Annotated in this window: 10 protein-coding genes; 5 read left to right on the top strand and 5 right to left on the bottom strand. The window is 66.3% G+C overall.

What is annotated here, in order from left to right; genetic code table 11:
* Positions 1-119 precede the first annotated feature (119 nt).
* Genes ACQP0U_RS03135 through ACQP0U_RS03125 form a run of 3 tightly spaced genes read right to left on the bottom strand, consistent with a single transcriptional unit; the run spans position 120 to position 7,713 of the window.
* Positions 120-2,045 (bottom strand): hypothetical protein, encoded by a 1,926-nt coding sequence (locus tag ACQP0U_RS03135; RefSeq protein WP_433315607.1) that lies wholly within the window; start codon positions 2,043-2,045, stop codon positions 120-122.
* Positions 2,042-5,497: a helicase-related protein gene (locus ACQP0U_RS03130; protein ID WP_433315605.1), complete on the bottom strand. Its 3,456-nt coding sequence runs from the start codon at positions 5,495-5,497 to the stop codon at positions 2,042-2,044. The genes ACQP0U_RS03135 and ACQP0U_RS03130 overlap by 4 nt, the downstream gene beginning before the upstream one ends.
* Positions 5,494-7,713 carry a DrmE family protein gene (locus ACQP0U_RS03125; protein ID WP_433315603.1) on the bottom strand — a complete coding sequence of 740 codons (2,220 nt, stop codon included), beginning with the start codon at positions 7,711-7,713 and terminating at the stop codon, positions 5,494-5,496. The genes ACQP0U_RS03130 and ACQP0U_RS03125 overlap by 4 nt, the downstream gene beginning before the upstream one ends.
* Before the next feature lie 609 nt (positions 7,714-8,322).
* On the opposite strand from ACQP0U_RS03125, the gene ACQP0U_RS03120 reads away from it, so the two are divergent.
* From ACQP0U_RS03120 to ACQP0U_RS03100, 5 genes are read left to right on the top strand one after another with little or no spacing between them, the layout of a single operon-like run.
* Entirely contained in the window at positions 8,323-11,118 is a 2,796-nt protein-coding gene (locus ACQP0U_RS03120) for a DUF1156 domain-containing protein (protein WP_433315601.1), read from the top strand.
* Positions 11,119-11,165: 47 nt separating this feature from the next.
* The gene (locus tag ACQP0U_RS03115) at positions 11,166-14,567 is read left to right on the top strand and encodes a Swt1 family HEPN domain-containing protein (RefSeq protein WP_433315599.1); all 3,402 of its coding nucleotides are present in this window, start codon (positions 11,166-11,168) and stop codon (positions 14,565-14,567) included.
* Entirely contained in the window at positions 14,567-16,120 is a 1,554-nt protein-coding gene (locus ACQP0U_RS03110; protein ID WP_433315597.1) for an ATP-binding protein, read from the top strand. The genes ACQP0U_RS03115 and ACQP0U_RS03110 overlap by 1 nt, the downstream gene beginning before the upstream one ends.
* On the top strand, positions 16,117-17,106 hold the full coding sequence (locus tag ACQP0U_RS03105; RefSeq protein ID WP_433315595.1) for a PD-(D/E)XK motif protein: 990 nt from the start codon (positions 16,117-16,119) through the stop codon (positions 17,104-17,106). The genes ACQP0U_RS03110 and ACQP0U_RS03105 overlap by 4 nt, the downstream gene beginning before the upstream one ends.
* Positions 17,103-20,132: a Z1 domain-containing protein gene (locus ACQP0U_RS03100; RefSeq protein ID WP_433315593.1), complete on the top strand. Its 3,030-nt coding sequence runs from the start codon at positions 17,103-17,105 to the stop codon at positions 20,130-20,132. Before ACQP0U_RS03105 ends, ACQP0U_RS03100 begins: the two co-directional genes overlap by 4 nt.
* Positions 20,133-20,167: 35 nt before the next feature.
* Here ACQP0U_RS03100 and ACQP0U_RS03095 read toward each other — a convergent pair whose 3' ends face one another.
* Together ACQP0U_RS03095 and ACQP0U_RS03090 are read right to left on the bottom strand one after the other, a co-directional pair.
* Positions 20,168-21,769, bottom strand: coding sequence for a hypothetical protein (locus ACQP0U_RS03095; protein WP_433315591.1), 1,602 nt, complete (start codon positions 21,767-21,769; stop codon positions 20,168-20,170).
* A complete protein-coding gene (locus ACQP0U_RS03090) occupies positions 21,769-22,491 on the bottom strand; it encodes a hypothetical protein (RefSeq protein ID WP_433315589.1) in 723 nt (240 codons plus the stop codon). The genes ACQP0U_RS03095 and ACQP0U_RS03090 overlap by 1 nt, the downstream gene beginning before the upstream one ends.
* Positions 22,492-22,557: the final 66 nt, after the last annotated feature.

Here is a 22,557-nt window from a genome sequence, read left to right as displayed (position 1 = left end):
CAGCGGCTCCCTCCGGGAGTCGGACGTGGCGATCGTATCGGGCGGCCAGGGAACTGCCCGGTGCCGGCTGCCGCGGATCATGAGTTGGCCATGACCCGCCCCGCCGTGCACGGCAGAAGTCAGGTGATCGATCCGGAGGCCAAGACGGGGTCCCAGTACCCGACTGTGGTTCCCTCGGGAGAGCCGTAGAGGTGCCACCGTGAGAGGTGCCGGTTCCAGCACTGGCAGGCTGTCTCAGGTAGGAGCAGGCAGCCGTGGTCGGCTCCGCGGTTGGCGGTCATGCAGTTGGGGTCGTACAGGCATGTGTCGTTGTCGACGGCCCGGTTGACGACTGCGTCGAGGTTCTGTTCGAGCACGGTACGCAGCGCGCCGATGCTGGACTCGCCCCGTCCGCCGTTTGGATGTACGGCGAAGGCCAGTTCGTACGGGAACAGGTACTCCGACAGAGAGGTTTCCGAGTAGCCGGAGTCGACGGCCAGGGCTCGCAGGGTCTGGTGGGCGAGGGTGTGCAGGAGGCTGAAGAGTTGATGGACCGGCCAGTCGGGATGCCGTTCATCGATGTCGGCAGGGAAGTCAGGAACCTGCCCGGTTCTGGGGTCCAGCCGGGTGGCGAACCACCGACGCAGGTCCGTTGAGCTGCTGATCTCCGAAGGGTCCGCCAGCCGGTTGGCGTACATCCATCGGCGTACCCGGTCCGGGTCGAGGGCGAAGAGCAGCGCTTCAGTGGTGGAGGGGTGCGCGTACAGGAGGGTGGTGGCAGGAGCTCCTCGGGTGACCCGACCTCGGTAGGGCACAAGGTCGGCTTCGGCCGGGCCGAAACCTGCCCGGGAGTAGCCGACGGCGAGGTACGTGACGGGGAAGTCGCCGAGCAGGCAGGTACGGGTGGGGTCGAATCCGGCCCGGTGCAGCACTGCGGAGTAGGTGTCGTACAGGGCCTTGCGGGCCGGTGTTCTGGCCTGGTCGGCGAGTCGGTCGAGCAGCAGGCGGTCCAGGTGCAGCACCCGCTGGTAGGTTGACAGGCTCGCCGCCAGGTCCGGTCCACGCGGGTCCTGCACCGGGTCGTAGCCGAGGATCTTGGTCACGGCGCCGGAGAGTCGGTCCAGGTCCACCGGGACGAACCGACGACGCAGGGCTTCGGCCTGCTCCGTAAGGCCGGCCTGCTCCATGGCGTCGATCGAGTCGAGGATTTCCTGCGGTACCGCCGGGCCGGCGGATACCGACATCAGCCGGTCGTAGTCGTTTTCGTTGCACTCGCCGAGCCAACGGGCCAAGGTGGCCACGATGTAGCCGGGTCGGGTGGTGCTCAGCGCCGCGTCCTGGGTCATGACGTTGACCAGGCTGAGCCCTTGGGGGACGTATGCGGACCCGGCGGTGTGCAGCAGCGGCACCATCGCCTTGTTCGGCCAGGTGCAACCGGCGGTGTTCGGGCAGAAGCCCTGCACGTTGAGACTCATCCCGCAGTGGAGGCACTCCCAGCGGAAGTCCTTGAATCGGCTGACCCGGTCGTTGAGGCGGAAGGCGGTGTGCCCGCGGCCGCACTTGCCCGGAGGCTTGAGCGGCTGCAGTTCGCCGCACTGGTGGGCGAGGACGAACTGGAGCTGCCGGTTGCCGCCCACGTTGCCGCAGGTGGGGCACGGTGGCGGCCAGTCCTGGCCGTGCCGGGGCTCGGGGGTCTCCCAGACCCGCCCGCAGCCAGCTTTCGCGCACCGTACGACGCGGGGCCAGACCCGGCAGAACACTTTGCCCGGGATGACGATCTGGTAGTGGCTGGCGGCCAGGGGCGCGTCGGACGGGAACTCGGGTGCCCGTTCGTCGCCGCCTGCGGCCTTGCCCTCCAGCCGCCACCGTCGTACCAGTCGCATCGCCTGGCTGACGAGGTATTGGCGGTCCAGGGCGGGGCCGTCGTAGGTGTCGTCCGGTGCGTACTGACGGACCTGGGCGATGAAGCCGCCCGCGTGGTCGAAGGTCTGGTCGGGTCGGTAGCGGAACAGGACCTGGCCGCGGTCGCGGGACATCTCGCGGTCGTGCGGGTTGAAGGCCATCATCGGCTCCGATCCGACAGGGTGATGAACGGGATTCCTTCGGCGACGTCGCGGAGACTGGTCATCGGCTGGTATTCCAGACCGAGGTTTTCGGCGGTCGCCCGGTAGGACCGGGCGCCGCCCGCCGCGGCGCTGGCCGCGCCGGCGGCGCGCAGCGAGTCGACCGCCAGGCGGACCCGGTCGTCGAGGTCCGCCAGGAGTTCCAGCGCCTCGGGGCGGTCGGCGAGGTAGGCGTGGTGCAGCGCGTCGAGCAGCGCGGGCAATTGGGCCTCGGGGATGCCGCCGGCGGCCGGCGCGCGCATGGCAGTCTTCATCCGGCCGAGTTCGTGCAGGTGGGTCGGCGCCTTGCCGGCCTCCCACCAGGACCGGTTCGCCACCTGAAGCAGTTGCCCCATGAGCACACCGGGAAGCGTGCGGCGTACGGCGAAGCGGCTCCACCGGTTGATCGCCACCGGCTCGACCATACGGTCCAGGTATTCGTGGAACTTGCCGTGGTAGCGGAAGTGCGACCGGTCGCGTTCCCGTACCGCGTTGAAGATCATGAAAACGATGCCGAGATGCGCCCGGCCGACGCGGGAGCTGGCCTGGATGTACTCGGCCATCGCCCGGGGCATGCCGTTGAAGACCATGAGGTTGAGCCGGTCCATGTCCACCCCGTGGCTGACCATGCTCGTAGCCACGACGGACTCGATCGCGCCGCCCCGGCTGCTGAGGTCTTTGAGCCCCGCGGCGACCTCGTCGAACTTCGTCTCGCCCTTCATCTCTGCGATCTTCAGCTCGTCCCAGCCAGCCTGACGCAGTTGCTCGTTGACCTGGGTGTCCATCGACCGGCGGATCTTGCCGAAGTCGACCAGGCTGGTGACGTAGGTGAGACTGGTGCGGTAGAGGTCGATGAGCGCGTCGAGGTCGCCCGGCGGCAGCCCGGCCAGCGCTGCGGGCACGTCGAGGCGTGCCTGCAGCTTGCGTATCGCGGTGTGCGCGGCGGTGAGGATTCGCACGAGCGTCATCTCCGCCGTGGTGCGGGTCGGCAGGACGCCGACGAACCGGCGCAGCGGGGTGTCGGGGTCGATCTTCCAGTAGAACGACTGGTCCAGTTCCGGGCCGGGCAGCGGTACCACCACCGAGCGCAGCCCGAACAGGTGCTCGCACTGACGGTCCTCGCCACGGATGGTGGCGCTGGTGGCGATGACCTTCATGCGGACTGGCCGGTGGTCGGCGCGTGACCGGGCAGACAGGGCCTGCTGCACGGCGGCGAGCAACCCCTCGTAGTGGCCGCTGAAGGTGCCCAGTTCCTCGTCGACCATGTGGAGTTCGTCGACGATTTCGAGCGTGGGCGATGGGTCGTACAGCGGGGCGGGAAGCGGCTGCACCGGGTGTTTGGTGCCGCGTTCATGGCATTTGCCGCCGCGGCCGTACCCGTGGCTGGGGCAGACGCAGTCCACGTCGCCGAACAGGGAGCCGAAGCGGTCGGACAGGCCGATGCCGGCGAGCTTGTCGAGGGTCCCGACTACCACCGACGGCAGGTAGCGGTAAATCTCCCGGTCCGTGACGTAGATCGGAAGGACCTTGCGGCAACTGCCGCAATGATGTTCGAGCGTGAGCTTGTCGGGGTCTGGAGGCATGACCCGCACATCGTCGCCGCCGCAGTAGGGGCAGGTATCGACGAGCCGGTACCGGTTGCGCTGCTGCTCATCGCGGCGCAGCAGGTCGACCAGTGCGGGATCGAGCGCATTGGGCGTGTTGGAGCCGCCGGCGTAGAAGCCGACCCGGAAGGGGGCGCCCCTGCCGCCACCGACCCGCCGGAGCGCCTCGGCGGCCTCGACCCGGATGGTGTCAGCGGTGGCGACGACGTCGAGCTGGCGCTGGGTCTGCTGCAGCGACAGCAGGCGCAGCGGGAACCGGCACCAGGCGCTGGTACCGCTGGACTTGCCGCGCGCGCGGTCGTAGAACAGACAGCAGACCGTCAGGCCGAGGTACGCCTCGGTCTTGCCGCCGCCGGTCGGGTACCACAACACGCTGACCGCTTCGTTGGGATCGGCGGAGTCCGACCCGCCCCACAGGCCGGGAGTGAACTCCTGCGGCGGGTGTTCTCGCCAAGCCAGTGCCGGCAGTTGGCTGACCAGGAAGACCAGCTGGAACAGCCGCCACCCGGAGTTGCGCCGCCCGGATTTCTCGGCCAGCCGCTGCATCGTCGTGTTGGTAAGCCGGAACGCCAACAGCAGCCGCGTATCGCGGCGCAGCCACCGCACCCCGTCTTCGAACCTGGCCACCTCGCCGTCGAATGCGGCGCGGTCGAGTTCCTTGCGGGCGGCGAGCTCCGGTTCCAACCCGTCGACGCTCCACGCCTCGTCGGTGGCGTACGCCCGCAGGTCGGCGGCCAGTGCGTCCAGCGCCGGCAGCGGGTCCGATTCCAGAAGGGCGTAGCGGGCGGACCGGTGGTCGCGGGGACGGGCACGGGAGGTCTGGTGGATGGGGGCGTAGACGCTGCGCAGCCCGGTGACCGTTCCGCCGTCGGTTTCGATGGCCTCGACGCCGCAGTTGGTCGCGTAGGCCGGAAGATCGCGCCGGTAACGGTAGGCGTCCGGCCCGAGGTCCATCAGGATCGGCCGCAACACGCCCGGCTCCGATGAGACCGTCAGCTGCGCGCGGAACAGGAAGTGGTCGCGGGACTCGTCGTGCCGCCGTTGTCCCGCCGAGCGGCCTCGGCCCTGGACGACCACCGTGGGGTCCTGTGACAGGTTCGCCAGGCTCGCGACGACCCGTAGACGGCCGCCGACCGGCCGGGCGGCCAGGTGTACGTGTGCGGAGAAGGAAGGAACGACGGGTTCGCCGACGTTGGTCTGCGCCAACCACGCCTCGAACGCCGCCTCGTCGATCAGAGCGTCGGCAGGAACGGCACGCTCGCGCCGTTCGTCGCCGACCCGTCGCTCGACGCGCGGGTCACGGACCGCCGTGTCGCGTACCCGGGCGAAATGGGTGGCGAACTCGTCGCGCCCGACGGTGTCGGTCGAAGCACGGCTGCCGTCCACGTCCATGAAGAGAGGGCCGACGCCCACGTCAACACGCTGGAACACGGGCGCAAGCCGGTAGGCGTCCGCGGTGCCCAGCCGGGAACCGAGGTACGCGACTTGTTCGGCGAAGGTCGGAACCCGCCGGTAGTAGCAGCTGACCGAGGCGTCCAGCCGGAGGCTCACGGCCCGCCCGCCCGTGGTCTCGAACTCGAAACCCAACGAGGAGGGGGTGGCCCTGCCCATCCGCACGGCGTTGACGGCGAGATCCAGATCGCCGGGTGCGAGGCTGGCCAGGTAGTACCTCGCCGACGGTGGCTCGCCGACACAGGTGTCACTGTCCGCGACGCCGGTCGCGTCGTCGACTACCGCTGCGACCAGATGGTCGGCAACGGCCTCCTGCTGTTCGCGGGTCGGGACGTAGGCCGGTGCGGCGGAAGCTGTCATCGGATCTCCTCGGAGACGCTCAGGTGAAAGGAATCGGCGGGTTCGTCGGCGGGACGGCGGGGCCCGGTCATGAGCGCGGGGACCGCCGGAGCGGGTTCAATCCGGGCGACCGTGAGGACGACGACGGCCGTCTCGACATCAGCCGCGGTCAACCCGCTGGCCGCGTCGAGGACCTCGTCGGCCGGCAGAGCCCCGCGACTGCCAGCAGGCCCCAACGACCGGGTCAGCGCGGCCAAGCGCCTGCCCAGACGCACATGGGCGTGGCGCAACGTCTGCATCGCACGCCAGACCGCCTCGTAGCGGGTGGTCAGCGCATCGTCGTTCAGCAGCAAGCCGAGTCGCCGCAGGTCGGTCGGGTCCTCCGGGCCGAGGGTGACACCGATGCACCACAGCCGGACGGTCTGTGTCTGCACGGTGCAGCCGTGAGCGGCGAGCTGGCGCGCCAGGGAGGCGTAGGAGCCGCACCGGGCGTGCGCCCGCGCCAGAGCGGTGCGCCAGTGGGCCACCCACGTCCCCGCCACCGCCAGCTCCGGCACGTCCTCGGCGACCTCCAAGATCTTCGCGAGCAGCGTCTTGTGGGCGTCACCGTCGATGAACACCAACTCGTCTCCGACGGCGATGCGGCCCGCGTCCACCGGCTCGGTCCGGCGGGCGTGCGACCGCCAGCGCCAGACCGGGCTATCGGCGCGCAACCAGGCCCAACTGCCGTCGTCGAACAGCACCCGCAGCCCAGCGACCACATCCGTACCACCGGCGTCCGCCTGTTCGTCGACGGAACCGGTCGCGCCCCTCGGTTCCAACTGAGCGGTCCAGCCCTTGCCGTCCCACAGGCCGGGCGGCACCTCCGGGGGGCGGGCGACGATAAGGCCGACGTCGTCCAGGCCCAGCTCCCCTACCTCATCAGGCGCCGTCGCGCCGTCCTGAACGGAGCCCATCCGTACGGCCGTCCACGCCCTGTTCCGTTGTCTCGGTAACGACAGGCGCAGGCCGGCCGCCTTCTGCATCCGGACGGCGTCGGCCACGACGGCGACCTCGTCGAAAGGTCCGTCGCCCCGCGACCGGTGAGGCGCCGGGAGATTGCCGTTCGAGGCCTCGGGTGTGTAGGCGAGGACGACGAACTGCCGGGCGACGCGCGACCGGTAGACCCACCGTCCCCAGGTCGGCGGGGCGCCGAGCAGGATCGCGACATCGGCAGGCCGGCAGGTGGCGAGCGCGCCGAGCGACGTGACCCTGACAGCGGGAACGCTGTCGCGCAGGTACTCGGTGTACATGCGGGCGAGGGCAGCGGTGCGAGCCACCAGGAGAGCGTCCTTGCCAGCGTCGAGGACGTCCGCGGCAGCCTCAGGCAGTGCCTGGGCCTTCGTCGCCGGCGGCGCTCCGTGTGGGGGCGGGAGTTCGCGCTCGGCAGCGTCCAACGCCTGCAGCATCCCCGCCAGCTCCACCTCCACCATCGGTAGCCAGTCGGCCCGAAGCTCCCCGTCGGCGACGACGCGGGCGGCCCGGGCGAGCGCGCCAATGCGTTCCCGCAGTGGCACGCCGGCCAGCCGGTCGTGGACCGAAACCGGCATCGCCAGACCGACCAAGTCATGGAACAGCCCGAACACCTGGGCGAGCAATGTCGACACGTAGGCCGACCGGCGTCCCAGCCGAGCCAGTGTGGAGATGTCGGCCCAGAACAGGCCGGCGTCCGCACACAGCGCGGGACATTCGACGGGAAGCACACCGATGCGTGTCCCGCCATCGCCGGCCGATTGGGTCCAGCCCCCGAGCGGCGCGACGTCGGCACGGACACTGTCGCTCAGTACCCAGTCGTACCCGAAGGCCGGCATCCGGCGGGCGAGGCGGACCACCGCCGGGTCGGCAGGGTCACGGGCCACCACGACGGTCGGCACACCGACCTCGCTGACCGCGTCGGCGTCGCCGACCGGCAGATCAACGACCAGAAGATCAAGGTTGTCCAGTGCGCGGGCGGCAGCGACGGAGTCGACGAAGACCGTCGACCAGCGCCCATCGTCGCGGTCGATGACGCTCAGCCGCCCATTCCGCCCGACGGTGGCGGCGGCGACGGTCGACCGCAGCGGCTCCCCCGCGCCGCCCGGCCGTGAGCTGACGGCCAGGGCCCGGTAGAAGCCGCGGAGCCGGGGATCGGTGGCCACCACACCGATACGCAACGGACTGGGACCTGCCCGCCCGGCGCGCAGGCTGTCACGGATCATCGCTTCGATGTGCGCAGCCGCAGGAACCAGCGCAGGAAGAGGCGAGAGCGGATCCGCCGGACAGATCAGGACCGATCCACGGCGCAGAACCGCGTGCTCGACCGCGCGCAAAGCGTCGACGTCGAATACGGAAGGCTGAATCGGGATCCTGCCGAGGGTGAGACGCCCTTCGGACAGGCAGGAAGACAGGTCCGCAGCGACGGCAGACGGAAGAGGGACCGGCGGGCAGCCTTCGCCCACGGTCCCGTAAGGGACGGCGTCCACGACGAACTCCTACGCCCTGGTGTCCCCAGCGGAAACGCGGGCACGACGCCCACGTTGCGACCCGCCAAGGTTCTTCGGCACCCTCAGAATCTCGCGCCGGCCGTGCCAGCGCAAGACCCATCTATGTGGGGGCGTCCGGAATCGAGAGGAGGCCCAGCGGTCGGGCGGTCAGGACCTGCCCGCCCGGTGTCCGGCAAAGACCCGTCGGTCGAGTTCAACCGGCGTTCGGCTGAACCACCCTTCCGACGTCTGACCGCATGAACTTGATCGCAGATGGTGTCGGAGCCCTCGCCTAGGATGGCCGAGACTCAGAACCGCAGAACTGGCTCGGAAGGACTCCACGAGGTGCCGACGACCCGCAAGCTCATCGAGGTCTCACTCCCACTGGAGGACATCAACCGCGAATCGGCGAGGGAGAAGTCGGTCCGTCATGGGCATCCGTCGACCTTGCACCTGTGGTGGGCGCGGCGCCCTCTGGCCGCGGCGCGCGCCGTGCTATTCGCCCAATTGGTGGACGACCCGTCCTCGCATCCAGACCGCTTTCCGACCGAGGACGAGCAGAAGGTTGAGCGCAGACGCCTACACGATATGATCCGCAAGCTGGTGCTATGGGACAACGTCGGCAACGAGCGCCTGCTGCGTGAGGCGCACGAGGAGATCTTGCGGTCCACCGGCGAAAGGCCGCCCGCGATCCTGGACCCGTTCGCTGGCGGCGGCACGATCCCGCTGGAAGCTCAGCGGTTGGGTTTGGAGGCAGACGCAAGCGACCTTAACCCCGTAGCAGTGCTGATCAACAAGGCGCTCATCCAGATACCTGCCCGTTTTGCCGGCCGCTCGCCAGTTTTCCCGGGCCTGGCGAAGTCTCGCATGGGCGAATGGCAGCGGGCTTCGGGACTGGCCGAGGACGTGTACTACTACGGCGCTTGGCTGCGGAGTCGGGCTGAGGAACGCATAGGCCATCTTTATCCGACCGCCAAGCTCGATGATGGCTCGACCGCAACTGTTATTGCATGGATCTGGGCCCGCACTGTGCCATGTCCGAACCCAGGCTGCGGAATCCAGATGCCATTAGTGGGCTCATGGTGGCTTGGCAAAAAGAAGGGCAAAGAGGCTTACATCATTCCGAGGATCGTGCCTGACGGCACCGAACCGTCCGGTCGGCGTTTTGCCTACGCCATTGGTCGAGGCGCGGCCAGTGCGCCGGAGCGCGATCGCGACGGAACAGTAGGACGCGCAGGTGCAACCTGTTTGGCATGCGGCACAACGGCCGAGCTGTCATACATTCGCTCTAGGGGCAGCGGTGACGGCCTGGGTGCTCAACTAATGGCCGTCGTCGCGGAGGGCAATCGACAGCGCATCTACCTTCCGCCGAGTGAAGAGCACATTCACGCCGCGAACGTGAGCGCGCCACTCGATACCCCTCAGGGCGATCTCGCTTATATGCCTCGGGACATCAAAGCGCCCCTATACGGAATGCGGTCATTCTCCCACCTGTTCACCAATCGGCAGCTGGTGACGCTGACTTGTCTCAGTGATCTCGTCGTTGAGGCTCGGGGGCGCATACTCGCTGATGCTATGGCAACTGGGATGGAGCCCGGCGACCGCCTAGCCGAGGGAGGGACGGGTGCCGCTGCATATGCCGATGCCATTACCATTTATCTCGGCCTGGGGATCTCAAAGGCCTCCGACTACCATAACAGCCTCTGCGCATGGAGGAGTGATGTCAAGAACGAGGGCATCGGTCACCTTTTTTCACGCCAGGCGATACCAATGGTGTGGGATTACTGCGAGGCCAACCCTCTTTCAAAGTCATCCGGCAACCTGCTTGACCAATTTTCATGGATAGCGAAGGTGCTTCGGCGCGTACCGGCCGCCCCTGCCGCTAAAGTAATTCAGGCCGATGCGTCTTCACGCGATTACCGGGGCGGGCTAATCTCTACGGATCCACCATACTATGGCAACATAATATACTCCGACCTCTCCGACTTCTTCTACGTTTGGCTGCGTCGGTCGCTCAGCGACGTGTATCCACAGATATTCGCGACGATGCTCGTCCCTAAAGTAGACGAGCTTGTCGCGAACCCCTATCGACAGGGAGGCGTCGAGGCGGCCTCCCAACACTTCGAGAACGGCTTCAGAGACGTCTTCACCCGTGCTCGAGAAGCCGCAAATGACGATTTCCCTATTGCTGTCTACTACGCTTTTAAACAACAGGAACTTGAGTCCGAGGGCGTGACGTCAACAGGCTGGGCCACCATTCTCGAAGGTATGATCAACGCGGGGTGGACCATCACTGCCACCTGGCCTATCCGGTCAGAAATGAGCAATCGGATGATTGCATCGGGGAAAAACGCACTTGCGTCATCGATCGTCCTGGCGCTGCGTCCACGAAGCGAAACCGCTTCAGTCACTAACCGGCGAGGCTTCCTCGCTGCCCTCAAGGCGGAGTTGCCGCAAGCATTGGCTGAGATGCAGCAGGGGGCGATCGCGCCAGTCGACCTTGCGCAGGCGACGATTGGCCCGGGGATGGCTGCCTTCACCCGTTACGCCCGCGTAGTCGAATCCGACGGCTCACCCATGACGGTCCGCACCGCGCTCGCCCTCATTAACCAAGCGCTCGACGAGGTGCTCGCAGAGCAGGACGGCGACCTGGACGCCGACAGCCGATTCTGCCTGAAGTGGTACACCCAGTACGGGTGGTCCCGGCAACCGTTCGGAGAGGCGGACGTCCTGGCCCGAGCGGTGAATACCGCTGTGGACGGGCTGGCACGCGCCGGGGTTCTCACCTCCCGCGAAGGGCGGGTGGCACTAACCAGGCCGGCCATGTTGTCGTTCAAGTGGAATCCGGCCACGGATGACCGCATCTCGGTTTGGGAGGTTACATGCCATCTCGCGCGGTCGCTTGCCACCGTCGGGATTGATGACGCCGCGCGGCTGATGGCGGCAGCGAGTTCCCGGGTCGATCTGGATGCCGTCCAGCTGCTGGCCTACCGGCTGTACGAGCTTGCGCAGAACAAAGACCCCGACGACGCCCTGCTGTTCAACGCGCTCGGCACCTCGTGGGCGGATCTGTCCGCCGTATCTCGGACCAAGCCCGCCACCGTTGGGCAGATCGCGCTCGATTTCGATAGTGCCGGTTGAACGTGCAAGGCGCATCCCGTCTGCTCCGCATCTAGTGAGGGGAACCAGTGGCTATCAGCAACCGCGACCAAGTCGGTCAGGGCCTCGACCTGCTCGCCCAGGCCCTTGAACCTTTTGTCGCCCGGGTTCTCGCGCCGCTGATCCCGGCCGGAGGGGACTGGACCGCGCTGCTGGCGATCAAGGACGGGGTGGACGGCAGAACGGATCGGGAATACGCGCCCACAGATCCGCAGTGCCAACTTCGCGTCATCACGGAACGGCTGGGTGATCATGGCTTCCCGTTCGACCGGGCATTGTCCCGGGCTGAACGAAACCTGGCGAATGAACTACGCGAGGTACGCAACAGGTGGGCACACCGTGAGCCCTTCTCCCCTGACGACGCGTACCGGGCGTTGGACACGACGGAGCGTCTGCTTCGCGCCGTCGGAGCTGTCGCCGAGGCCGACCGGGTCAAAGGTATGCGGCTGAACGTCCAGCGCGGCGCATACGAGCAGGAAACCCGACGCGCCGCGCGTGCCGCCGGCACCCCGGACACCGCCGATCCCGACCTGCCGTCGTGGCGAGAGGTGCTTGAGCCTCATCCCGACGTGCAGAGCGGCACATTCGCGGCCTCGGAATTTGCCGCTGATCTCTACCGGGTGGCCGTCGACCCGACGGGGGTGACCGATGAGTACGCCGATCCAGTGGAGTTCTTCCGGCGGACCTATCTTACCGAAGGGCTTCGTGACCTCTTACGCCGCGCTGTGGCCCGCGTCGCCGGTAACGCCGACGCCGAGCCGGTGGTCAACCTCCAGACCACGTTCGGCGGCGGCAAGACACATTCCATGCTCGCCGTATGGCATCTTTTTTCCGGCCGTGCGCTGTCCGAGTACCCGCAAGAGGTACAGGACATTCTCGGGGCCTCCGATCCCGGTCGGCTCACCGTTCGCCGGGTGGCCTTGGTCGGCAACGAGATCGCGCCGGGCCAGCCGGTCACTAAACCGGACGGCACTGTGGTACGCACCTTGTGGGGGGAGCTGGCGTGGCAGTTGGGCGGGTCCAAGGGGTATGCCCATGTCGCCGAGGCAGACCGCACCGGTACCAACCCCGGAGCGGCGTTGCGGGACTTGTTCGCCGCATACGCACCGGCCGTCGTCCTCGTTGACGAGTGGGTCGCGTACGCCCGTCAGCTCTACGGTCGGGACGATCTTCCTGCCGGGACGTTCGAGACGCAGTTCACCTTCGCGCAGTCCCTAACCCAGGCTGTTGCTGCCGTGGCCGGCGCGTTGCTGTTGGTCTCGGTCCCGGCCAGCGATGTGCGACGTGAGCCGGGTGAGCGCGGCGACGCACCTGCCGAGGCGTCAGAACTGGAGGTTGGCGGCGCCTACGGCAGGGAGGCCCTGCAGCGCCTGGACAACGTCGTGCGCCGCGTCGCGTACCAGTGGGCACCGGCCTCCCGCGACGAGTCCTACGAAATCGTGCGACGCCGGCTGTTCCGCGAGCCGGACAACACCGCGATCGGCGCGATCAACGCCACCGCACGGCGGTTCGTCGAGCATTACCGTCAGCATCCCGGGGAGTTTCCGGGCGGGGTGACGGACAGCGCGTACGAGCAGCGGATCCGGACCGCTTTCCCCATCCACCCCGAGCTGCTCGACCGCCTCTACACGGACTGGTCGCCGCTGGACCGGTTCCAGCGCACCCGTGGCGTGCTCCGCCTGATGAGTACCGTGGTCCACCAGCTGTGGACGAGGGGCGACAGGTCTCCACTGATCATGCCGGCGTCCGTGCCGCTGGACGCCACTGGAGCCCGCAGCGAGGTCGTGCAGTACGTCGACCCTCGCTGGGCCGAGATCATCCAGACTGACATCGACGGTGAGGACTGCGTTGCCCGACGGATCGATGTTGAACGGCCGTTGCTCGGCAAGCGGTCGGTGACCCTTCGGGTCGCAAGGACGCTCTTCTTAGATTCCGCGCCGACCCTCGATGCCGCACGGAAGGGCGTGGACCGCAAGCGTATTGCGCTCGGGGTCGCGATGCCCGGAGACGTGGTGGGCAACTTCGGTTCGGCGCTGGACGGCCTCGTCAACCAGTCCAGCCATCTTTTCCGCGATGGTGACCGCTACTGGTACGACACGCAGCCATCCCTCAACCGACTCGCCGCCGAGCGGGCCCGGGATATCCCGCTGGACGGGGTTCACGCGGAGGTGCTCGCCCGGATGCGGCGCACCATTACAGGCCCGACTCCGGAGTTCGCGGCCGTGATTGTCGGTCCGGAGAGTACCGGTGACGTGGCCGAGGATGAGAACGTTCGGCTCGTCGTGCTGCATCCGGAGCACCGGCACAACGGCAAGGACAAGGACAGCTCTGCCGCCCGGTTCGTCCTCAACTTGCTCCGGCACCGGGGAACGGCTCCGCGGTTACGGCCGAACACCTTGGTGGTTCTCGCGGCCGACGACGCCCGGTGGCGGGACCTCGAATCCACCGTCCGCAATCACCTCGCCTGGCGGTCGATCACGGATCAGAAGCGGGTGCTGGACCTGACCCAACAGAACGCCGCGCAGGCCGAACGCCGTACCGAGGAAACCAGCCGCACCATCGACGACCAGATCCCATCGGCATGGATCTGGGCACTTCACGCTGTGCAACGGGAACCGGCGGAACCGCTGACTGTCGGTCAGATCAAATGCGATGGTACGGAGAAGCGCCTCACCGTCCGGACGGGGGCGAAGCTCGTCCGCGAGGACGCACTACGGACGCAGGTCGCGCCGGCCGCGCTGCACGTCGACCTGGTGGGCCCGCTACGGCCCCGGTGGAACCGGGGCCACATCGCCGTCGGTGAACTGTGGGACTTCTACACCCGCCATCCCTACTTGCCGCGGATGCGCGACCGACGCGTGCTCACCGAAGCCCTCCGCGACGTGCTCCACGACCCGGGGTGGCAGCAGCAGGGTTTTGCACTCGCCACCGGCTACGACGATGGCACCGGGGTGTTCGCCGGGCTGGTCATTCCCCTGCACGACCTCGACTTTCCCGACATCACCGACACCACGTTGCTCGTCCGGCCGGACCTCGCCACGCAGCAGCGCCGCGACGAGGAGGACCGACAGCGGCACACGCGGGAAAGCGGCGGTGCCGACGGCGAAGGCGGCAGGCCGAGCCGGCCGACCGGTACCGGCACCGCGCGGCACCCGGGAAGAGGTACGACTGCCGAGGAACCACGCCAGCGGGCGAACGTCCGCTGGACGGGACGGTTCGACGTCGATCCGGACGCCGATGTCGAGACCGTTCTCGCAGCCGTCTCGCGGGAAGTCATCGCGCATCTGCGCGGCGCGGAGCCCGAGGTTTTGGAGATCACCCTGGAGGTGACCGCCGAACGCCGCGACGGATTCGACACATCCGTCGTCCGTACGGTGACGGAGAACAGCCGCACGCTCGGTGCCAGTCGGTCCCGGTTCGAGGACGCCTGATGGCGCGCCCCGTGCCGGTACCGGTCACGGTGCGTCGGGTCGAGCCGGATCCCTCGATCACTTCGGCGATCGGACGCCACCATTCGTTGTCGACGGCTGTTGCCGACCTCGTCGACAACAGCGTCGACGCCAGCGCCCGGCACGTGCTCATCCGCATCGTTCAGCGGGACGAACGCGCCCACGGGTTGATGGTGATCGACGACGGTGAGGGGATGGACGGCGACCGCATTGACGCCGCGATGGCCTACGCACGGCGGCGGGAGTACGGCGCGAGCGATCTAGGGCACTTCGGTATCGGTTTGAAGGCGGCGTCACTGAGCCAGGCCGACGTTCTGCTGGTGTGGTCCCGCCGCTGGGGCTCACCGCCGGTAGGTCGCGGCCTGGAACGTTCCTCGCTCGATTCCGGTCCGATGGTGCAATCCTTCTCGTCCGACGACGCGTCGACACGTCTGGAAGATATCGGCCCCGGATTTCCGATTGACACCGGTACGGTCGTCGAATGGCGCAACGTGCGGACGTTCCTGCAGTCCCCCGATCCCGATGAGCAGCGGCACTGGCTGGAACGGACCGTGGAAGACCTGCGCACCCACTTGGGGCTCGTGCTGCACCGTATTCTCGCCAGGGCCCGGGTTCAGGTCCGCATCGACGTCGTCGAGGAGACCTGCCCCGAGTTCGGCGCCGGCGCCGCCCGTACCGTCGAGACGCTGGATCCGTTCAGCTACGACCGCAGCGGCCACCCCGAGTACCCGCAGGAACTGCGGGTGCCCTTGGCCGACGGCAGCGCCCGGGCCACGATGCATATCTGGCCGGCGCAAGGGCGCGACGACATAGGCTTCACCTTGGGAGGCCGCAGTCCGCTGGAGTCGGAGGGCCTGTATGTCTACCGACGCGACCGGCTCCTACAGGCCGGCGGCTGGAACGACCTGGTCTCACCGTCACGGGACCTGTCGTTCGCGCGAATCGCGGTCGAATTGGACCCCGTGCTCGAACCGCACATCACCATCAACCCCGAGAAGACCGGGGTGGTCTTCGACGCGGAGCTATCCGACGGCTGGCACACCGCACGCTCCGCATCGGGCGGCAAGTTCGCGGACTACCTGGACGCCGCCCGTGCCGGCGCTAGGCAAGCCCGACGGCGCAACCCCCGTCCAGTTCATGTAGTCGAGCCCGGGCGCGGAATGACCGCGAAGGTGGCCGAGGCGTTCGAGGACCACGCCACATACGTGCCGGGTGAAGACCCGGTCGACATGCGGTGGCGCGGCCTTGCTGCTGATGAGGTGTTCCGGATCGACCGCGCCTCCCGCACCATCTGGCTCAACAGCCGGTACCGTACGGCGCTTGGCGGCTCTGTCGGCTTGGCTAACGACGACGCTCAGGTGGTCAAGACGTTGCTGCACCTGCTGCTGGGCGGCCACCTGCGTGGCAGTTACGCCGGACCCCGCGAACGACGGCTGGAAACGGCCTGGCAGGCAATCCTGCTCGCCGCGGTGCAAGAGCAGCAGCGGGCGGTCGACCAGCGTCGCGGAAGCGCGACAGGACAGGGGGACGAATGACTTCCACCGATGACCGCCCACTCGAACGCCTGACGGCGGAATCGCTCGAGACGTACTTCCGCGCCGCCGTCGCGACGGTGCACCTATTGTCCCGGGCCCCACGCTGCGAGCTACGTATCGATCCCCGCGCGGAAACGTACGAACTGCTGACCCCGGCGGAGGGGCCGATGCCGGACATCCGCGGCATGGAGCACATCGACGTGGACATCGTGGAGGTCGACGGCGAGGAGTGGTACCGGCTGCTAGTGGCGGCCAGAGACCTGCGGTACGAGGCGTACGGATTCGTGATCTCGGTAGTGCAAGGCATGCGGGGCGGGGCCAGCTTCGCCAGTGCCACCGGCGCGGCCTTGACCAATCTTCGTTCCATCATCGCCGCTCGCCGCCGCCTGAGCTCCGAACAGCAGCTCGGACTCACCGGAGAACTTCTTCTCGCACGTCATCTCCTGCGCTCGGCTCCGGAACGCGACGTACTCGACTGGTGGCTCGGCCCGCTCGCCGAGCAGCACGACTTCGGTCTTCCGGACATAGACATCGAAGTGAAGACGACCACCTCGGAACGTCGGATGCACGTCATCTCCGGCAGCGGGCAGCTACGGCCGAACCCGGGCCGGCCGCTGTGGCTGGTGTCGATCCAACTCACCCGCGCAGGCGGCGGGGACGGCATCAGCCTCGCTGCTCTGGTGGCACAGGTCCGCTCGCAGCTGTCCGAACGCACCGGCCGCTTCACCGAGCACCTGGCCGCGCTCGGGTGGCGCGACGACGACGCCGATCTCTACCGCGAACGCTTTCTCCTACGGTCCGCACCGGCGGCGTACCTGGTCGACGAGGATTTCCCCGCGCTGACCCCCGAACGCCTGACCGCCGCAGTCCCGCACTTCGATCTCGTCAGCGCCATCTCCTACCGCGTCGATGTATCTGGGCGGCTCTCTGCATTGCCCGGCGAACCCGTCGACAGCTTCCTGCAAGCCCGGAACGGTCAATCATGAGTGATCAACGCGGTACCGCCGTAGTCCGTGCGCTGCGCGCCATGGACGGCCACACGCCCGAACCGTTGCTCGACGAGGTCAACCACCATCTACGCAAGGTTGGGATGCGGCTCGGCGAGGACGAACTCGTCGATCTGCTGACCTGCGACGACCCGAACAACCCGACACGGTTGGCTTTCCACATCCAACTGACGCGTTGGGACAGCGCCGTAAAGGAAGAGGATTGGGCGACCGGCATGGACGGCCCGCCGACGCTTCCCGGCACACCGCAGCGGCGCCTTCTCGTTCTAGACCTGTTGGGACTCGACGCCGATTCCGTCAAACGGATCGACGAGTGCTACCCGCTGCTGCTGACCGGCGCGGTGGTCATCTCCGATGCCCCGTCGGACTGGGACCCCTGGTACACCGACGAGCGGGCGGCCGAGCGGTCGTTCTACTGGGATGCCTACCGGGGCGTGCTGGAACGCAAGATGGACCCGACGGCCGTCCGCGACGTGGACCGCACCGCCCGGGAGATCGTGCGACGGCTGGCAGACCCCACCTCCCCAACGCCCTACCAGTCAAAAGGGCTCGTCGTCGGGCACGTGCAGAGCGGCAAGACCGCCAACTTCACCGGTGTGATCGCCAAGGCGATCGACGCGGGATACCGGCTGGTGATCGTGCTGACCGGCACGGTCGAGATCCTGCGCAGCCAGACCCAGCGACGCATCGACATGGAACTCGTCGGGGAGGAAAACATCCTCGGCGGCATCGACCGCGACGCCACCGACCTGCTCGCCGACGTCGACTACGCCGGCCACCGCGACCGCGACTGGGTGCAGGGCCGCTTCATCCGCCACGGCGTGCGCCCCCGCGACGTCGGCGTCCCGGAGATCCGCCGGCTCACCTCGTCCCGCTGGGACTACAAGAAGCTGCTCGCGGGTTTGTCGGCACTGGACTTCCGCAGTGGCAACGAACTGGCCGACGACCGTAGGCCGTTGCACGACTCGGTCAACCTGTACCGCTCGGACGTGCGCGTCGCCGTGGTGAAAAAGAACAAAACGGTGCTGCAGCGCCTCGTCGCGGACCTACGCAGCATTCACACCCGCCTCGGCGAGATCCCGACACTGATCATCGATGACGAGGCCGACCAGGCGTCGGTCAACACGGTCAACCCGAAGAAGTCCGTCCGCGAACAGCGGGACCGCAGCGCGATCAACAAGCTGATCGCCGAACTGTTGGGACTGCTCGACCGCGCGCAGTACGTCGGTTACACGGCAACGCCGTTCGCCAACGTCTTCGTCGACCCAGACGACTCCGAGGACATCTTCCCGAAGGATTTCATCGTCAGCCTCGAACCGCCCGGGGCCTACATGGGGGGCAAGGACTTCCATGACCTGAACCTCGCCGAGGACAGCCTGCGCACCGTGGCCAACTCCAACGAGATGGCGTTCGTACGTGATCTCTGCGCCGCCCCCGACGACGACGCCGCCCGTGACGCGGACATCCAGCTGGCACTCGACGCCTACGTACTCGCCGGTGCGGTCAAGCTCTACCGTGAGCAGGCGTTGTCAACGCCCGGTGTGTTCCGTCACCACACCTTGCTTGTCCATGAGTCTGTACGCATGGTCGAGCACAAGGAGCTGGCGCAACGCCTGCTCCACGTCTGGCGGCGTGCCGGCTACAGCACCCCACGCGGCATGCGCCGCCTGCACGACCTGTGGCGCGACGATTTCCTGCCGGTGTGCCAGGCCCGCGCGGCGGGCGAGCCCGTCCCGACGAGCTTCCACGACCTGCGCGAGCACATCGGCACTGCGGTCGACCGTATCTCACAAGGACGATCACCTGTGATCGTCGTCAACGGCGACAAGGACGCCGACTACGAGCAGGACGACCTGGACTTCCAGCGGGGCGACGTCTGGAAGATCCTCGTCGGCGGCGCCAAGCTCAGCCGCGGGTTCACCGTCGAAGGCCTGACCGTCTCCTACTACACACGTCGCACCACCACCGCCGACACCCTGATGCAGATGGGCCGCTGGTTCGGATACCGGACCGGCTATAAGGACCTCGTTCGGCTGTACATCGGACGGAAGGTGCCCGGCCCCCGCAACACCCGTATCGACCTATACCGAGCGTTCGAGGCGATCGTGCGCGACGAAGAGGACTTCCGTGAGGAACTGCGCGCCTTCCAGGGAACCGACGACGAAGGCCGGCCGAAGGTGCGACCTATCGACGTGCCGCCCATGGTCTTCCAGAGCCTGCCCTGGCTCAAACCTACCCAGACCAACAAGATGTACAACGCTGAATTGACCGTCAGCGGCGAAGGCGGCAAGGTCAAGGATTTCTTCCAACAACCTCCGCGGTCGGCGCAGGTCAACCGTAGGCATTTTGCTGCGGTCGGCGCGCTCCTCGACGCCGCCGGAAAAGCCGACCAGTTCTTCGACGAGCAGGGCAACCCCTACCATGCCCGGTACGGCATCGTTCCGGCCGACGAGGTGCGGCAGATCCTGCAGCAGTTCCGCTGGACCGCCAATTATTCTTTCGCTCCCACAATGGCGTTCATGGACGACATCATCGAACGAGGTTTGCTCACGGAGTGGGTGGTACTCGTGCCTGAACTCACCAAGGGCGCCGTGGCCCGCCGGATCGTCGACGGGCGGCCAGAGCAGCTCACCGTGCTTAAGCGGACCCGCCGCGACGACCGGGGAGGCGTCTTCTCAGGCAGCTCCCCCCGGCAGCGCCTCGCTATGGAAATCATCTCCGGCGGGGTCGACGTCTCCTCGCTGTCCGGCTCGCCCGTGGCCAGCGCCGCCGCCAGCTACCCCGCCGCCACGGATCTGCACACACCCACCCGCGGCGCGTTCCTGCTGACCTTCGCCGCTGACACGGGCAACGGCGCCGAACCGTCGCAATTACCGTCGCGGGTCGATCCCACCGATGTCGCGACGTTGTTTTCCCTGTCATTCCCGAAGGCCGCCGCACCGGTAGGACGCATTGGCTTCAAAGTCAAGGTGCCGGGGGCTGGGGCGATCGTAGCCCGGGATTAACCGGACCGACTCCTGGCGGCCCCACCGAGATCACGTTAACCCGAGAGATATTCGAGGACGGCAGCCACGGCCGCGTTACGTATCTGCCTCGCCCGAACCTGCCCCACGTAGTGAGCGCGTTGGAAGGTGGCCTCCTTTGCCGCAAGGACCTTGCCAATGGTATCGAGGCCGAGACCTTGAAGCTTCTGCTGCTGAAAGGCGGTGAGGTCTAAGGCGTCGATAGACGTCTTCAAGCGTGCCTCGAGGGCCTGGTTATCGAAGTTTTCACCGGCTTCGATGGCGATATTGTCGATCGATTTGTAGCTCGGATGGTTAGCTCCGTATTCAACCATTCTTTTCACGGACAGGCTCTGTCGAAGGGTGGTTGCGTACGCCACCGCCTCCGAGGCAAAGGCAATCTGGCATCCAAGGTTTACCATGTAGCGGGTCCCCAGCTCGCTACGAGTCGCCCGAATACCAGATACGCCCTCTTGCAGGATTCCGCTGTAGCATAGTAGTCGAAGAGCTTCGCGTACAGCTTGGGGCGCATCTCGATGGATCCACAAGTAAGAAGAGGTATCGCCGTGAACTCCACCTCGCCCCTGGTTGCGCTTGAAGAGGTTGGGCAGAACATAGCTTTCCATAAACTGGCGACCCCAGTCGATGAGATCACGGTGCCCGGGGTACCGGTCAGATAGGCTCGAATGTTCAGCCCAAATCTCCTCTCGATAATACTCCCGAATTGTTCCCTGAACTCGCCGAACGTTGAATGGCGAGCTGCGCGCAATCGTCTTGAGTAGAATTCTCGGATTTCCGGTGGCCGAGTATGACAGTGCATCGAAGGCCTCGCCGGAGCGTTTTAGATGTTCTTTCATGTCTGGATCTTGGCGTATCACGAGCTGCCTCATTGCCGACGCATAGTCGTCTGCGGCAACGTTTCGATCCAAGCTCAGAAGAGTCGCATCATGGGTCAGTTGGAAAGACTCGCCAAATGCGGTTGCACCCGGGTATACCGCAGCCTTTACAGACAGATACGGACTGCGCAGGTCGCGCATCAGCGTAAAGAACTGGCGCTGTTGCTGCGGTATGAAGACATGGGCGGCCTCGTCAATGAATAGCGTAACTCGGCGAAGGGCGGCAGCCTTGCAGAGGTCCTCTACCGCATCTCGAAGGATCTCCGGCCCCGGAACGTCGACGGGTGCCTCGGACTTTGAATCGTCCCGCCATGCGTTCTCGAAAAGCTGTTCGACTCTCTCCATCGAAGATGGTGTCGAGCTAACGTCGCCGCGAAGCGCAGATATTGCAGACCCGCCCGGAAGGTGCAGACCGAGATTGGTTGCCGCGCGAATTATTTGATTACATATCTTGGAGGTCATCCATGCGAGGAAGCGTTCGGGAGTTGGGCTAGTTATCAGAGTGGCGCGCGCAAAGGTAACATATACAGGAAGTACGCGCTGATCCTTGAAATCGTTGGTCAGCTCGGCTTCCGCTGTTTTGAATAGGAAAGACTTTCCAACCCCACGACTACCGCGCAGGACAACTGGCGATCGCCCTTTCAGGTTTTCGATGAAATGGCGGTCCATTTCCGTCTCGACAAGGTAGTCCAAGATCTCGTCGGTGCGGATATCTTCGGTTCGAAAGAATAGCTCTGCTGGCATCAGAGGGTCTCCATCTCGATTGGTAGACCTAGGCGTTTGCGAACTTCTTTAAGATGCCCAAAGGACGCCTCGATAGACGGCGCGAGAACGTGAAAGGTCCCCTCTTGAAGTAACTCTTCTCCGTATCTGGCATAAAGAAGAAAAAGCACGGCTCTAGCCGCTTCTATCGCTGTCTTTAGCCAGTCAGTTAAGACCTCTGAGGAGAACGTCATTGTTCCAGGGAGAGAGGTAGTTACTGCCATCTTGCCGTGGATAAACTGGGAGCAATGGCGATACGCGTTCGCTGCACTTGTGGCGAATGGTGGCGCATCTTTTGCTGCATCCTCGTTGAACTCACGAACAAATGACTGGGCCAAAACGCCGTCGGCCTCATGCAGCGCCTTGGACCATGAGAAGTCGATCCGATCTGCCACCCACCGCCGCCTAAATAGTTCGTTCGCGGAGAAGTAGACGGACGCGAAGCTAAGTTCGAGGAATACTCGCAGCCCCGCGTAGGCGTGCAGGTAGAGGCCGCCGCTTGCAGCATAGATAGCAAACCCTAACTCTCGTCGCGCGGCGGTCAATTGTGCAGCTTCCGGCCTATTAAGGACGCACTGCTCCCACGCCAAGATGTCCAGGTCGAGCTGCAAGAGACGTCCGAGGCCCGAGCCGTTCTCATTGGTCGCATTCTTGATGTTGTTCTCGACCTGGGCGTGCAGGTCCAACAAGTGCTGGTCGATCACAGGCCGGCTGTTCAAAGACGATCCCCCCAGGCGCTCGATGAGTGTACTTTAGTAGATGGACTCGAT

This window comes from Micromonospora sp. CA-269861, from assembly GCF_050948505.1.
GTDB lineage: Bacteria > Actinomycetota > Actinomycetes > Mycobacteriales > Micromonosporaceae > Micromonospora.
The sequence above is the reverse complement of the archived record's forward strand: the minus strand, read 5'-3'. Positions and strand labels throughout refer to the sequence as shown.

Excerpts from the sequence above, each read along its gene's own strand:
- ACQP0U_RS03105 (WP_433315595.1), top strand. The coding sequence starts at position 16,117 with ATGACTTCCACCGATGACCGCCCACTCGAACGCCTGACGGCGGAATCG.
- ACQP0U_RS03130 (WP_433315605.1), bottom strand. The coding sequence starts at position 5,497 with ATGACAGCTTCCGCCGCACCGGCCTACGTCCCGACCCGCGAACAGCAG.
- ACQP0U_RS03110 (WP_433315597.1), top strand. The coding sequence starts at position 14,567 with ATGGCGCGCCCCGTGCCGGTACCGGTCACGGTGCGTCGGGTCGAGCCG.
- ACQP0U_RS03125 (WP_433315603.1), bottom strand. The coding sequence starts at position 7,713 with ATGATCCGTGACAGCCTGCGCGCCGGGCGGGCAGGTCCCAGTCCGTTG.
- ACQP0U_RS03095 (WP_433315591.1), bottom strand. The coding sequence starts at position 21,769 with ATGCCAGCAGAGCTATTCTTTCGAACCGAAGATATCCGCACCGACGAG.
- ACQP0U_RS03100 (WP_433315593.1), top strand. The coding sequence starts at position 17,103 with ATGAGTGATCAACGCGGTACCGCCGTAGTCCGTGCGCTGCGCGCCATG.
- ACQP0U_RS03135 (WP_433315607.1), bottom strand. The coding sequence starts at position 2,045 with ATGATGGCCTTCAACCCGCACGACCGCGAGATGTCCCGCGACCGCGGC.